This is a genomic window from Mycolicibacterium sichuanense (genome assembly GCF_033741125.1).
In the GTDB taxonomy this organism is placed as follows: Bacteria; Actinomycetota; Actinomycetes; order Mycobacteriales; family Mycobacteriaceae; genus Mycobacterium.
In genome coordinates this window covers 847,785-862,605 of the sequence record NZ_JAWQPU010000001.1, presented here as the reverse complement: position 1 = coordinate 862,605, position 14,821 = coordinate 847,785, and the positions used below count along the sequence as shown (strand labels likewise).

Sequence of the window (14,821 nt, the reverse complement as noted above, 5' to 3'; positions counted from 1 at the left end):
CCCTCTTTCAGGGCAATCGAGGGCCATTTGCGACTGCTCGCGGGAAAGGGGGTGGGTGCGTGACGACGACCGAGCCGAAGAAGGACACGGCCGAGACCGAGATGGTGTCGCTGACCATCGACGACCATCCGATGAGCGTGCCCAAGGGCACCTTGGTGATTCGCGCCGCCGAGCTGATGGGCATCCAGATCCCCCGGTTCTGCGATCACCCGCTGCTCGAACCCGTCGGCGCGTGCCGGCAGTGCCTCGTCGAGGTCGAGGGCCAGCGCAAGCCCATGGCGTCGTGCACCATAACCGTCACCCCGGACATGGTGGTGCGCACACAGCTGACTTCCGCCGCGGCCGACAAGGCGCAACACGGCGTGATGGAGCTGCTGCTGATCAACCATCCGCTCGACTGTCCCGTCTGCGACAAGGGCGGTGAGTGCCCACTGCAGAACCAGGCCATGTCGAACGGTCAGGCGGACACGCGCTTCGACGACGTCAAGCGCACGTTCCCGAAGCCGATCAACCTGTCCGCGCAGGTGCTGCTGGACCGCGAGCGCTGCGTCCTGTGCGCTAGGTGCACGCGCTTCTCCAATCAGATCGCCGGGGACCCGTTCATCGAACTGGTCGAGCGCGGCGCACTGCAGCAGGTCGGCATCGCGAACGACACCCCGTTCGACTCGTACTTCTCCGGCAACACCGTGCAGATCTGCCCGGTTGGCGCCCTGACGGGCACGGCCTACCGATTCCGCGCCAGGCCGTTCGACCTGGTGTCCACCCCCAGCGTCTGCGAACACTGCGCCTCGGGCTGCGCCCAGCGCACCGACCACCGCCGCGGCAGGGTCCTGCGGCGCTTGGCCGGTGACGATCCCGAAGTCAACGAGGAGTGGAACTGCGACAAGGGCCGGTGGGCGTTCACCTACCCGACGCAGGGTGACCGCATCCAGACACCGCTGGTGCGCGACGCCGACGGCAGTCAGCGCCCGGCGTCCTGGTCGGAGGCGGTCGCGGTGGCGATCCGCGGGCTGGGCGCCGCGGGGGCCGACGTTGGCGTGCTGGTCGGCGGCCGCGCCACACTCGAGGACGCCTATGCCTACGCCAAGTTCGCCCGGATCGTGCTTGGCACCAACGACATCGACTTCCGCAGCCGAGCCCACTCCGCGGAGGAGGCGCAGTTCCTGGCAGCTGCGGTGGCGGGCCGACCGATGGCCGTCACGTTCACCGACCTCGAAGCGGCACCCGCGGTGCTGCTGGTCGGGTTCGAACCGGAGGAGGAGTCGCCGATCGTCTACCTGCGCCTGCGCAAGGCGTTTCGCAAGCGGGGTCTCAAGGTCACGTCGATCGCCCCCTTCGCGACGCGCGGGCTGGAGAAGATGGGTGGCACCCTCGTCGCGGCCGCACCGGGAGCGGAGGCCGCCGCCCTCGACGCCCTCGATGGCGAGGTGGACGCGACCACGATCGTCCTGGTCGGCGAGCGGCTGGCGACGTCACCAGGGGCGTACTCGGCGGTGCTGCGCCTGGCCGAACGCACCGGTGCCCGGGTGGGCTGGGTTCCGCGACGCGCCGGGGACCGCGGAGCGCTGGAAGCCGGTGCAGCGCCGGGCCTGCTGCCGGGCGGCCGGCCACTCGGGGATGCCGCCGCCCGCGCCGAGGTCGCCGCGGCGTGGCACGTCGACGACGTTCCCAGTGCGCCGGGACGCGACGCGGCGGGCATCCTCGCGGCGGCCACCGACGGCACGCTTGGGGCGCTGCTCATCGGCGGCGTCGACGTCGACGACCTTCCCGATCCGGTCACCGCCGTGGCGGCCGTCGACGCCGCGCCCTTCGTCGTCAGCCTGGAGTTGCGGCACGGTGCGGTGACCGCGCGTGCAGACGTCGTGTTCCCCGTCGCACCCGTCACCGAGAAGTCCGGTTCGTTCGTCAATTGGGAAGGGCGACAGCGTTCCTTCGAAGCCGCGCTGCCGCCGAACGCCACCTCCGATGCTCGCGTGCTCGCGGCGCTCGCCGAGGAGGTCGGCGTCGACCTTGGGTTGCGCGACGCCGCCGCCGCCCGCGCGGAGTTGCGCGGCCTCGGTACCTGGCGGGGCAACCGCCCCGCGATGCCGGACGTGCCGCCCGCACCGGTTCGCGACCTGGCCCCGGGGACCGCGGTCCTGGCCGGATGGCGCATGCTGCTGGACGCGGGACGTCTGCAGGACGGTGAACCGCATCTGGCGGGCACGGCCCGGCCCCCGATGGCCCGGCTCTCGCCCGACACGGCCGCCGAAATCGGTGCGCGTGAGGGTGATCCGGTCACCGTCGGCACGCCGCGGGGCGCCATCACCCTGCCGCTGACGATCACCGAGATGCCCGAGCGGGTGGTATGGGTACCACTGGACTCGCCGGGTTCGCGGACCCATCTCGCGCTCGGCGTATCGCCCGGCGCGGTGGTCACCATCGCGACGGAAGGCGAGCCCTCGTGACGTACCCCAATCTCGGGTCGTTCGGCCACGATCCCTGGTGGCTGATGCTGGCCAAGGCGCTATTCGTCTTCGTATTCTGCCTGCTGACGGTACTGGTGGCGATCCTCGTCGAACGCAAGGTGCTCGGCAGGATGCAGATGCGCTTCGGCCCGAACCGAGTCGGGCCGTTCGGTCTGCTGCAGAGCCTCGTCGACGGGGTCAAGCTCGCGCTGAAGGAGGGGCTCATCCCGGCCGGCGTCGACAAGCCGATCTACCTCGCAGCTCCGGTCATCGCCGTCATCCCGGCGATCCTGGCGTTCGCCGTCATTCCGATGGGCGGCATGGTGAGCGTCTTCGGCCACCAGACGCCGCTACAGTTGACCGACCTCTCCGTCGGCGTGCTGTACGTGCTGGCGGTGACGTCCATCGGGGTGTACGGAATCGTGTTGGCGGGCTGGGCATCCGGCTCCACCTATCCCCTACTCGGCGGCCTGCGCTCGAGCGCCCAGGTGATCTCCTACGAGATCGCGATGGCGCTGTGCTTCGCGGCGGTGTTCCTGTATTCGGGCACGATGTCCACCTCGGAGATCGTCGCCAAGCAGCAGGGGCTGTGGTACGTGTTCCTGCTGCTCCCGTCGTTCGTCATCTACGTGACCTCGATGGTGGGCGAGACCAACCGCGCGCCCTTCGATCTGCCAGAAGCCGAGGGTGAGCTCGTCGGCGGATTCCACACCGAGTACTCGTCGCTGAAGTTCGCCATGTTCATGCTCGCCGAGTACGTCAACATGACGACCGTCGCCGCGTTGGCGACCACCCTGTTCCTGGGGGGTTGGCAGGCGCCGTGGCCGTTCAACATGATCGGCGGTGCCAATTCCGGCTGGTGGCCTCTGCTGTGGTTCGTGCTCAAGGTGTGGACGTTCCTGTTCGGCTTCATCTGGTTGCGGGCCACCCTGCCGCGTCTGCGTTACGACCAGTTCATGGGATTGGGCTGGAAGATCCTCATTCCGATCTCGCTGGGCTGGATCGTGACGGTCGCCGTCGTCCGGACGCTGCGTACCCGGGGTCAAGACGGGCTGACGGTGGTGCTCGTCGCCACCGGCGCGTTCCTCGCCCTGCTACTGCTGGTCTACCTCTGGCGAGTGCTGCGGCACGCGCAGACCCGACCCGACCGCCTCGCCGATCGACCCTCGACGGCATACGGGGCGTTCCCGGTGCCACCCATCCCCGCGAAGGAGCCCGCCGATGCCTAAGCGGCCGCACCTCGTCGACGCCATCGCCGGCTTCGGCGTGACGTTCAAGACGATGTTCAAGAAGCCGATCACCGAGGAGTATCCGGAGAAACCGGGACCGGTGGCCAAGCGTTATCACGGCCGCCACCAACTGAACCGGTACGAGGACGGTCTGGAGAAGTGCATCGGCTGTGAGCTCTGCGCCTGGGCGTGCCCGGCGGACGCGATCTTCGTCGAGGGCGCCGACAACACCGAGGCGGAACGCTTCTCCCCAGGTGAGCGGTATGGGCGGGTGTACCAGATCAACTACCTGCGATGCATCGGCTGCGGCCTGTGCATCGAGGCCTGCCCGACGCGCGCGCTGACCATGACCAACGACTACGAGCTCGCCGACGACAACCGGGCCGACCTGATCTACGGCAAGGACAAGCTACTGGCCCCGTTGCAGCCGGGGATGATCGCTCCACCCCATGCGATGGCCCCGGGCAGCACCGACGAGGACTACTACCGGGGCAACGTCAGGGCCGACGGTCTCGCCACCCCGCTGGGCACGCCCAGCGTGAAGGCCAAGGCCGTTCCACGGGAAGTCGCCACGGAAGTCGCACCGTGACCGGCCAATTCGCGGTCCTGGCGGCCGACACCATTCAGCGCACGTCGACGATGGAGGCGGTGACGTTCTGGGTGCTGGGCACCCTGGCCGTGCTGGGTGCCATCGCCGTCGTCGCCGCCCCCAAGGCCGTCTACTCGGCGATCTTCCTGGCGCTGACGATGATCAGCCTGGCGATTCTCTACATCGCTCAGGATGCACTGTTCCTGGGGGTCGTGCAGGTCGTGGTCTACACCGGTGCGGTGATGATGCTGTTCCTGTTCGTCCTGATGCTCATCGGGGTGGATTCGGCCGATTCACTGGTGGAAACCATTCGCGGACAACGCTATGCGGCCATCGGTGCCGGGTTGGCCTTCGGCGTGCTGCTCATCGCGGGCATCGGCAACGTGTCGGTGGCGGGTTTCACCGGTCTGGCGCAGGCCAACGCGGGCGGCAACGTCGACGGCCTGGCGGCACTCATCTTCGTCCGCTACCTGTGGGCGTTCGAACTGACCAGCGCCCTGCTCATCACGGCCGTCCTCGGCGCGATGGTGCTGACGCACCGGGAACGCATCGACCGCCGCAAGTCCCAACGCGAGCTCTCGGTCGAACGGTTCGCCGCCGGCGGACATGCCACGCCGATGCCCAACCCCGGGGTCTACGCCCGCAACAACGCCGTCGACATGGCAGCCCGGCTACCCGACGGCTCCGATGCCGTGACGTCGGTGAGCGGCATCCTGCCGGCGCGCAGCATGGCCGTCTCGAAGGAGGGAGCGCCCAAGTGAACCCGCGGACGCGAGGGGCGATATGAACCCCGCGAACTACCTGTATCTGTCGGCGCTGCTGTTCACCATTGGTGCGGCGGGAGTGCTGTTGCGGCGCAACGCGATCGTCATGTTCATGTGCGTCGAGCTGATGCTCAATGCCGCCAACCTCGCCTTCGTCACGTTCTCCCGGATGCACGGCCATCTCGACGGCCAGGTGGTGGCGTTCTTCACCATGGTCGTCGCCGCCTGCGAGGTAGTGGTCGGGCTGGCGATAATCATGACGATCTTCCGGGCCAGACAATCGGCCTCGGTCGACGCGGCGAACCTGCTGAGGCACTAGTGGACCTTCCCGTGTGGCTGTTGATCGCCCTGCCACTCCTCGGCGCGGTCGTCCTGCTGCTGGGCGGCAGGGCCACCAACGCATGGGGCCACCTGCTGGGCTGCGCGGCGGTGCTGGCCTCCTTCGCCGTCGGCGTGGTGCTGTTCTCCCGCATGCTGGGCCAGCGGCCCGACGACCGCGGGTATCACCAGCACCTGTTCACCTGGGTCCCGGTCGGTCGGCTGCACGTCGACTTCGGGCTCCAGATCGACCAGCTGTCCATCTGTTTCGTCCTGCTGATCACCGGGGTGGGATCGCTGATCCACGTCTACTCGGTCGGCTACATGGCACACGATCCCGAACGGCGGCGGTTCTTCGGCTACCTCAACCTCTTCGTGGCGGCCATGTTGCTGCTGGTGCTCGCCGACAACTATCTCGGCCTGTACGTGGGCTGGGAGGGCGTCGGCCTGGCCTCGTACCTGCTGATTGGCTTCTGGCAGTACAAGCCCTCGGCCGCTACCGCAGCCAAGAAAGCCTTCGTGGTCAACCGCGTCGGTGACGTCGGGCTGGCCCTTGCACTGATGGTGATGTTCGCCAGTGTCGGGACCATCTCGTACGAAGGCGTCTTCGGAGCGGCCGGGCAGATGGACCACGGCACGCTCACCGCGATCGGTCTGCTCCTCCTGCTCGCCGCGTGCGGCAAGTCCGCCCAGGTGCCGCTGCAATCGTGGCTCGGCGACGCGATGGAGGGCCCGACGCCGGTGTCGGCGCTCATCCACGCCGCGACGATGGTGACCGCGGGCGTGTACCTCATCGTGCGGTCCGGGCCCGTGTACGACCTGGCCCCCGAGGCCCGTCTAGGCGTCGTGATCGTCGGGGCCGTAACCCTGCTCTTCGGCGCGGTCATCGGGTGTGCCAAGGACGACATCAAGAAGGCGCTCGCCGCGTCGACGATGAGCCAGATCGGCTACATGGTGCTGGCTGCCGGCCTCGGCCCGGCGGGTTACGCCATCGCTATCATGCACCTGCTGACCCACGGCTTCTTCAAGGCCGGGCTGTTCCTCGGGGCCGGATCGGTGATGCACGGCATGGACGACGAGACCGACATGCGCCGATTCGGCGGTCTGCGCACGGTCATGCCCATCACGTTCGTCACGTTCGGGCTCGGCTATCTCGCCATCATCGGGGTGCCACCATTCGCCGGCTTCTTCTCCAAGGACGCCATCATCGAAACCGCCTTTGCCGCAGGCGGAGTCAAGGGGGTGGCGCTGGGTGGCACCGCGCTGCTCGGTGCGGGTATCACCGCGTTCTACATGACGCGGGTGATGCTGATGACGTTCTTCGGAGAGCGACGCTGGCGGGCCACGGTGAGCCAAGCGTCGGGAGAGGTGACCGAGCCGAATCCGCACGAGTCACCGGCCAGCATGACGGTGCCGATGATCGTGCTCGCCATCGGTTCGGTGGGCGCCGGCGGCTTACTCGCCGTGGGCGGCACCCTGGAGCACTGGCTCGAACCCGTCGTCGGCGCCCACCCGGAGGCGCCGCACGCCATTCCGGTGTGGGTGATCACCGTCGTCACCCTTGCCGTCGTCGCGATCGGCATCGGCATCGCCTACCGGATGTACGCGACGAGGCCGGTGCCGGTGACGGCACCGCAAGAGGTCTCGGCGTTGACCGTGGCCGCCCGCCGGGATTTGTACGGCGACGCCGTCAACGAGGACGTGCTGATGCGGCCTGGACAGCGGATCACGGCGGGGTTCGTCGAGATCGACGACGAGGGCATCGACGGGGTGTCGAGTGGGCTCGGCGCGCTGGTCGGGTCGACCTCGGAATGGTTGCGCCAGTTCCAAACCGGTTTCGCCCGCTCCTACGCGCTATCGATACTGGGTGGCGCGGCGCTGGTGATCGCCGCCATCCTGGCGGTGAGGGTCTGGTGAGCACGATGCCGTGGTTGACGATCCTGTGGGCCGTGCCGATGCTGGGTGCCGTCGTGGTGATCCTGCTGCCCTCGGCGGCACGGCATCTCGCGAAGTATGCCGCCCTGGCCGTCTCGCTGGTGGTGCTCGGCATCGCGGTGTTCCTCGCCGTGACCTTCGAACCCGGTGCGGCGCAATATCAATTCGTCGAGGACCACGCCTGGATTCCGTCCTTCGGCACGGGCTACATCCTCGGCCTCGACGGCATCGCGCTGGCGCTGGTGGCCCTGACGGCCGTGCTGGTGCCGTTGCTGATCGTCGCAGGCTGGAACGATGGCAGCGACCAGGCCCGCTCGGCGCACACGTACATGGCGCTGACGCTGGCCGTCGAGGGCATGGTGCTGATCTCGCTGACCGCGCTGGACGTGCTGCTGTTCTACGTCTTCTTCGAGGCGATGCTGATCCCGATGTACTTCCTCATCGGCGGGTTCGGCGGGGCCAACAGATCCAAGGCGGCAGTGAAGTTCCTGCTGTACAACCTCTTCGGGGGACTCATCATGCTCGCCGCGGTGATCGGACTGTACGTGGCGACGGCCGGCAGTTCGGCGTTCGCCGGTGGTACGTTCGACTTCCGGGCGATCGTCGCGGCCGTCGCCAACGGGTCGCTGCACATCGACCCGGCGGTGCTCGACGCGTTGTTCCTCGGCTTCATGTTCGCGTTCGCGGTGAAGGCACCGCTGTGGCCATTCCACCGCTGGCTGCCCGACGCCGCGGTCGAGGCCACCCCGGCGACCGCGGTACTGATGATGGCCGTCGTCGACAAGGTCGGCACGTTCGGCATGCTGCGCTATTGCCTGCAGCTGTTTCCCGATGCGTCGATGACGTTCCGGCCGCTGATCATCACGCTCGCCGTCATCGGGATCGTCTACGGCGCGGTCGTGGCCATCGGGCAGACCGACGTCATGCGGCTGATCGCCTACACCTCGATCTCGCACTTCGGCTTCATCATCCTCGGCATCTTCGTGATGACCAGCCAGGGCCAGTCCGGGTCGACGCTGTACATGGTCAACCACGGCATCTCCACCGCGGCGCTATTCCTGATCGCGGGATTCCTGGTGTCGCGCAGGGGAAGTCGCGCCATCGCCTCGTTCGGCGGGGTGCAACGGGTGGCACCGGTATTGGCGGGCACGTTCCTGGTCGCCGCGCTTGCCACCCTGTCGCTACCGGGTCTGGCGCCGTTCATCAGCGAGTTCCTGGTGCTCATCGGCACGTTCACCAGGTACCCCGCCATGGCGGTGTTCGCGGCGTCGGCACTGGTGCTGTCGGCGATCTACATCCTCTGGACGTACCAGCGCATGATGACCGGGCCGGTCGCCCCCGACAACGAGAAGTTGCGTGATCTGGTGCCGCGCGAGCTCGTGGTCGTCACACCGCTCATCGCGATCCTGCTGGTGCTCGGGACGTACCCCAAACCCGTGCTGGACGTCATCGACCCCGCCGTCGGCCACACCCTTGGCACGATCGGCCAGCAGGACCCCGCACCCCGACTCGCCGAAGGGGGACCCGCGAAATGACCCTCACCCCACCGTCGGTCGAGTACGGATTGCTCTCGCCGATGCTGATCGTGCTGGGCGCGGCCGTGCTAGGCGTGCTCGCCGAGGCGTTCCTGCCCCGCGGCCTGCGCTACCGGGTGCAGTCGACGATGGCCGTCGCCGGTCAGATCGCCGCGCTGGCCGCGGTCGTCGTCGAATGGGTCGGTCTCGGTTCGTCACCCGGCCAGACTGCCGTGATGGGCGCGGTCGTCCTCGACAAGCCCGCGCTGTTCCTGCAGGGCACCCTGCTGCTGGTCGGCATCCTCGGCACCCTGCTGATCGCCGAGCGCCGCATCGCCTCCGAGGTCGACGCCGAAGAGGGTGCCGGCGGCCTCGACGCGTTCACCCCGATGGCGTCGACGGTGCCGGGCAGCGTCGCCGAGAAGCTGGCCACCAAGGCCGGGATCGCGCAAACGGAGATCTTCCCACTGACGATGTTCGCGCTCGCGGGGATGATGCTCTTCGGCGCCTCCAATGATCTGCTGACGATGTTCGTTGCGCTCGAGGTGTTCTCGCTGCCGCTCTACCTGATGTGCGGGCTGGCCCGGCAACGGCGGTTGCTGTCGCAGGAGGCGGCCCTCAAGTACTTCCTGCTGGGCGCGTTCTCGTCGGCGTTCTTCCTGTACGGCATCGCACTGCTGTATGGCTACTCCGGCGGACTGACCCTGGGCGGCATCCGCGAGACGATCGCGTCGAACGGCGACGACACCACGCTGGCCCTCGTCGGCATCGGCCTGCTGTCGGTGGGAGTGTTGTTCAAAGTCGGTGCGGTGCCGTTTCATTCGTGGATTCCCGACGTCTACCAGGGCGCCCCCACCCCCGTGACGGCGTTCATGGCGGCAGCCACCAAGATCGCCGCGTTCGGGGCGATGCTGAGGATCTTCTCGGTCGCACTGCCGGGGTTCGAGGACGACTGGCGGCCGCTGATGTGGGGCATCGCGATCCTCACGATGGTGGTCGGCACGGTGACGGCGGTGTCGCAGACCGACGTCAAGCGGATGCTCGCCTACTCCTCGGTGGCGCACGCCGGTTTCATCCTGACCGGCGTCATCGCGTTGAACGACAGCGGTGTTGCCGCGACCCTGTTCTACCTGTTCGCCTACGGCTTCAGCACCCTCGGAGCCTTCGCCGTGGTCAGCGTGGTCCGCAACGCGGCCGGCGAGGAGGAGACCGACATGTCCAGGTGGGCGGGCCTTGGCCGCAGCAACCCCCTGGTCGGGGTGGTGTTCTCGCTGTTCCTACTCGCCTTCGCCGGCATCCCCCTGACGAGCGGCTTCGTCAGCAAGTTCGCGGTCTTCAAGGCCGCCGCCGAGGGAGGCGCCGCTCCGCTGGTGATCGTCGGCGTGTGCGCCAGCGCGGTGGCGGCGTACTTCTACGTCCGCGTGATCGTGCTGCTGTTCTTCACCGATCCCCCGGACGACGCCCCGACCGTGGTGGTGCCCAGTGCGCTCAGCACGGCGACGGTCACGCTGACCGCCGCGATCACCTTGGCGCTGGGTGCGCTGCCGCAGCCGATCCTGGACCTGGTGAACACCGCCAATCAGTTCGTGCGTTGACCGACGAACCGATGGGTGCCGCTCAACGGCCCTTGCGTCGCGGCACCGCAAGGTACTTGTACTCCAGGAACTCGTCGATGCCGACTCTGCCGCCTTCGCGTCCCAGACCGGACTGCTTCACCCCGCCGAACGGAGCGGCCGGGTTGGACACCAGGCCGGTGTTCACGCCCACCATGCCGACTTCGAGACGCTCACTCAGGTCGAATGCGCGGTCGACGTCCTGGGTGAAGAGGTAGCCCACCAACCCCCAGTCGGTGTCGTTGGCGCAGTCGATCACGTCATCTTCGTCGTCGAATGGAATGATCGGAGCCACGGGTCCGAAGACCTCGGTGGTCATCAGCTCGGAATCGACGGACACGTCCACCAGGACGGTTGGCGGATAGAAGTAGCCCGGCCCCTCAGGCAGCTGACCACCCGTCAGCGCCGTCGCCCCGCGCTGCAACGCATCGTCGACGAGTCGATGAACCTTCGCACGTCCGGCCGCGTCGATCAGCGGCCCGACGTCGGTCTCGTCGTCGAGTCCGTTGCCCACCTTCAATGCCGCCATCCGCGAAGCGAGCCGTTCGGCGAACGTCGCCGCGATGTCACGGTGGACGTACATGCGGTTGGCAGCCGTACAGGCTTCACCCATGTTGCGCATCTTGGCTGCCATCGCACCATCTACGGCGGCGTCGATGTCGGCGTCCGCGCAGACGATGAACGGGGCGTTCCCGCCCAGTTCCATCGACGAGCGCATCACCGTCTCGGCCGCTTGTCGAAGCAGGAGCTTGCCCACCCCGGTGGAGCCGGTGAAACTCACCTTGCGGGCCTTCCCGCTGCTCATCCAGCGGTGCACCACGGTCGCCGCATCCGTGGTGTTCACGACGTTGAGAACGCCAGCGGGCAGGCCGCTTTCCTGCAGGATCGCGGCCAATGCCAACGAGCTCAACGGAGTCTGGGGAGCTGGCTTGAGCACCATGGTGCATCCGGCCGCGACCGCGGGTGCAATCTTGCGTGTTCCCATGGCCAGTGGGAAGTTCCACGGGGTGATGAGGACACACGGGCCGACGGGTTCGCGCGCCACGATGATCCGGTTCGCCCCATCCCCGGTGGTGCCGTGATCACCGCAGACGCGGACTGCCTCCTCGGAGAACCACCGCAGGAACTCGGCGGCATAGGCCACTTCACCCTTGGCCTCGGCGAGCGGCTTGCCCATTTCCAATGTCATTACCTCGGCCAGCCAATCTTGCCGCGCCATCACCAAATCGTAGGCACGGCGCAAGATTTCACTGCGGTACCGCGGTGCGGTAGCAGCCCAGGATGCTCGCGCGTCGACTGCAGCCGCGAGCGCGTCGTCCCCGTCGCTCGGCCCGGCGTCGGCAACGGCTGCGAGCACTTCGCCCGTCGCGGGATTCTCCACGTCGAAGACCTTCCCGCCGATGGCACCACGCCACTGCCCACCGATCAGTAGTCCGGTGGGAATCGGGGCCACCGCCGATCGGGAAGTGATCGAGCTGAGACTGGTCATCGGTGCAACTCCTGTCGGGTGCGGGGATCGAGGATCTGCGCCAGGTGTAGGGAAGCGCTCGGCGAAGGATTACCGGTGAGTTGTCGAGCCTGGATGTGGCAACTGAACCCGTCGGTGAGTACGACGGCGTTCGGGTCGGCCCTCAACGCAGGCGCGAGCGCCTGCTCGGCCACGGCCATGCTGACGTCATAGTGCTGGCGCTCGAAGCCGAAGTTGCCGGCCACGCCGCAGCAACCCGTCGCCTCACGGATGGTTCCGATTCCGACAGCCTCCAATGCCCGGCGTTGCGTCGCTGCACCGAACACTGCGTACTCGTGGCAGTGGGTTTGCAGGGTGACCGAGGACGGCAACGTCACGCCTGGTGCCCAGCCGCGGCCGCATTGTGCGCTGATCTGTTCGGCGAAGCTGCGGACGCGGCGCGCCACCCGGTGCGCGGCAGGCGTGTCGACGAGTTCGGGCAAGTCCTTGCGCAGAGCTGCCGCACAACTCGGCTCAGGTAGGACGATAGGACGGTCCGTTCCGTCGTCGAGAGCAGTGGCGCTGTGGGCCAGCCGTTTTCGAGCCTGTCGCAGTTGTCCGGTAGAAGTCCAGGTCAATCCACAACAAACATCGGTGCGAACCTCGGCACGGTGCCCGGCGTCCTCGACCACCCGAAGCGCTGACCCGGCGACTTCGGGCCGGAATCCCTTGGTGAAGGAATCCACCACGAGGACCACGTCGCCGTGCCCCGTGCGCTCGTGCTGAAGTTCGTGGCGGAGCCGACGCTTGGAGGCGAAGCTGGGCAGCGGCCGCTCGGTGGTCAGGCCACCGAGGCGCAGTCCGACCGAACGCAGAGGACTCGCCAGCACACCGTTGACGAGCGGCGCGACCCGTGTCGTCAAGGACAGCCAGCGAGGCAGCCAGCCCAACGAGTAGTGCGATGCCGGGCGTATCCGTCCGCGGTAATGGTGATCGAAGAACTCGGACTTGTAGGTCGCCATGTCGACACCGGTCGGACAGTCCGACGAACAGGCCTTGCACGACAGGCACAAGTCCAGTGCCTCGCGAACCTCCTCAGACGCCCAGCCCCGTTCGACGCTGCGTGCGCCGCGAACCATGTCCTGGAGCACACGGGCGCGGCCGCGAGTGGAGTCCTTCTCATCACCGGTCGCGCGATAGCTGGGGCACATGACGCCACTGCCGTGGGAACGGCACCGGCCCACGCCGATACAGCGCTGGACCGCCTCGGCGAACCCTCCGGTTCCACTGCCGTTCGCGTCGCGTAGAACGAACGTCGTCTTCCAGGGCAGCACCGGAATGTCGGCCAGTGCCAGTCGTTCCGTGACCGGCGCCGGATCGACGATCATGCCCGGGTTCAGTACGTTGGTCGGATCGAAGAGGCGTTTGAACTTGGAAAAGGCCGCCATGATGGCCGGGGAGTACATCTCCGGCAGGAGTTGAGATCGGGCCCTGCCGTCACCGTGTTCTCCCGAAAGAGTTCCGCCGTGCTGGACCACCAGGCGTGCGGCGGCGGTGAGGAAGCTCGACATCACGAGCCTGCCCTCAGAGGTCCTTTGGTCGAACGTGATTCGAATGTGCATGCAGCCGGCTCCGAAGTGGCCGTACATCACGCCGATCAGGTGAAACTGATCCAGCAGGAGCCGAAAGTCGGCAAGGTAGTCGGCGAGATCCTCCGGCGCGACGGCAGAGTCCTCCCAGCCCGGCCACGACGTGACGCTCGAACCGTCGGGCCGTTCCAGTCGCGACGAGAGCCCGGCGCCATCCTCACGAACACGCCACAGTTTATTCCGCTCCGCGGGGTCGTGGACTTCACGGCAGTCGAGCGCTCGCCCGTTTGCCTGCAGGTCACCCAGCAGCTTCTTCGCCCGTGCCGCGACGACGTCGTCGTCTCCATCGAGATCGACGTAGAGCCAGGCACGCCCGGCGGGTAGTGCGGACACCGAGTCCTGACCGCACCGCGCCTTCATCGTCGCCACGATCTGCTCGTCGATGCCCTCGATGGCCGCGGGCGAGTACTGCAGGATCGTCATGACGTCGCGCGCGGCGTCCACGATGTCGTCATAGGCCACGATCAGCAACAACGCCGATGGCGGCACGTCGACCAGCCGCATGGTTGCACCCACCACGATCGCACACGTTCCCTCGCTGCCGACGAGCGCGCGTGCGACATCGAAGCCATTCTCCGGCAGAAGATTCGAAAGGTGGAAGCCCGACACCTGCCGCGGAATCCGACCCAGTTCCAGGCGGAACTGCGACAGGTATTCGGCGGCAAGCGCCTTCAGCCCGGCAGTCAGCTGGTTGGCGCGCTCAGTGGCGGCGCCATCTTCGGGATCGGTTGCTCGCAAGCCGGTTTGGGTAGCGGTGAGTCGGGTCCCATCGGCAAGAACCAGGTCGAGGGACACCACGTGGTCACCGGTACGGCCGTAGCGAACGGAGTGATTGCCACAGGCGTCGTTGCCGATCGCTCCTCCGACGGTGGCGCGGTTCTTGCTGGAGGGATCCGGCGCAAAGGTCAACCGGTTCCCCGTGCCGCGCTGAACCGCCTCGGTGAGATCGGCCAGGATGACCCCCGGTTCGACGACGGCGGTTCGGCTCGCGGGGTCGATCGACACGATGGCGTTCATGTAGCGCGATAGGTCGAGCACCACTCCACCGCCAATTGCGTTGCCGGCCATCGACGTCCCACCACCTCGGGCGATGACGGGCACACCCGCCCGATGACACGTCGCCACGAGACGACTGACCTCACTGGCGCCGCGGGGAAACGCGACGGCTAGCGGTGTGACGCGGTAATTCGATGCGTCGTAGCTGTACTCGGAGAGACGCCTACCGCTGGTGTCGATCTCGACGCCGCTGGCCGTGAGCAGGTCGATGACTTCGGCGCCGTCTCGTAGCGCCGTCATCGGCTACCCCGCCCGGCCGA

At 67.5% G+C, this 14,821-nt stretch carries 10 protein-coding genes; 8 read left to right on the top strand and 2 right to left on the bottom strand.

Features of this window, described 5'->3' with window-relative positions:
* Positions 1 to 59 precede the first annotated feature (59 nt).
* The 8 genes from SBI80_RS04130 to nuoN are packed head-to-tail and all read left to right on the top strand — an operon-like array spanning position 60 to position 10,391.
* The gene (locus tag SBI80_RS04130; RefSeq protein ID WP_318973134.1) at positions 60 to 2,447 is read left to right on the top strand and encodes an NADH-quinone oxidoreductase subunit G; all 2,388 of its coding nucleotides are present in this window, start codon (positions 60 to 62) and stop codon (positions 2,445 to 2,447) included.
* Positions 2,444 to 3,676, top strand: a complete 1,233-nt coding sequence (gene nuoH, locus SBI80_RS04125; RefSeq protein ID WP_318973133.1) for an NADH-quinone oxidoreductase subunit NuoH — start codon at positions 2,444 to 2,446, stop codon at positions 3,674 to 3,676. The genes SBI80_RS04130 and nuoH overlap by 4 nt, the downstream gene beginning before the upstream one ends.
* Positions 3,669 to 4,265 (top strand): NADH-quinone oxidoreductase subunit NuoI, encoded by a 597-nt coding sequence (gene nuoI / locus SBI80_RS04120; protein ID WP_318973132.1) that lies wholly within the window; start codon positions 3,669 to 3,671, stop codon positions 4,263 to 4,265. Before nuoH ends, nuoI begins: the two co-directional genes overlap by 8 nt.
* Entirely contained in the window at positions 4,262 to 5,026 is a 765-nt protein-coding gene (locus SBI80_RS04115) for an NADH-quinone oxidoreductase subunit J (protein WP_318973131.1), read from the top strand. Before nuoI ends, SBI80_RS04115 begins: the two co-directional genes overlap by 4 nt.
* 22 nt (positions 5,027 to 5,048) lie before the next feature.
* Positions 5,049 to 5,348 (top strand): NADH-quinone oxidoreductase subunit NuoK, encoded by a 300-nt coding sequence (nuoK, locus tag SBI80_RS04110; RefSeq protein ID WP_318973130.1) that lies wholly within the window; start codon positions 5,049 to 5,051, stop codon positions 5,346 to 5,348.
* Entirely contained in the window at positions 5,348 to 7,264 is a 1,917-nt protein-coding gene (gene nuoL / locus SBI80_RS04105; RefSeq protein ID WP_318973129.1) for an NADH-quinone oxidoreductase subunit L, read from the top strand. Before nuoK ends, nuoL begins: the two co-directional genes overlap by 1 nt.
* A gap of 5 nt (positions 7,265 to 7,269) precedes the next feature.
* Entirely contained in the window at positions 7,270 to 8,817 is a 1,548-nt protein-coding gene (locus tag SBI80_RS04100) for an NADH-quinone oxidoreductase subunit M (RefSeq protein ID WP_318973677.1), read from the top strand.
* Positions 8,814 to 10,391, top strand: coding sequence for an NADH-quinone oxidoreductase subunit NuoN (gene nuoN / locus SBI80_RS04095; RefSeq protein ID WP_318973128.1), 1,578 nt, complete (start codon positions 8,814 to 8,816; stop codon positions 10,389 to 10,391). Before SBI80_RS04100 ends, nuoN begins: the two co-directional genes overlap by 4 nt.
* A gap of 22 nt (positions 10,392 to 10,413) precedes the next feature.
* Here nuoN and SBI80_RS04090 read toward each other — a convergent pair whose 3' ends face one another.
* Entirely contained in the window at positions 10,414 to 11,898 is a 1,485-nt protein-coding gene (locus tag SBI80_RS04090) for an NAD-dependent succinate-semialdehyde dehydrogenase (protein ID WP_318973127.1), read from the bottom strand.
* Positions 11,895 to 14,801: an FAD-binding and (Fe-S)-binding domain-containing protein gene (locus SBI80_RS04085; RefSeq protein WP_318973126.1), complete on the bottom strand. Its 2,907-nt coding sequence runs from the start codon at positions 14,799 to 14,801 to the stop codon at positions 11,895 to 11,897. The genes SBI80_RS04090 and SBI80_RS04085 overlap by 4 nt, the downstream gene beginning before the upstream one ends.
* Positions 14,802 to 14,821: the final 20 nt, after the last annotated feature.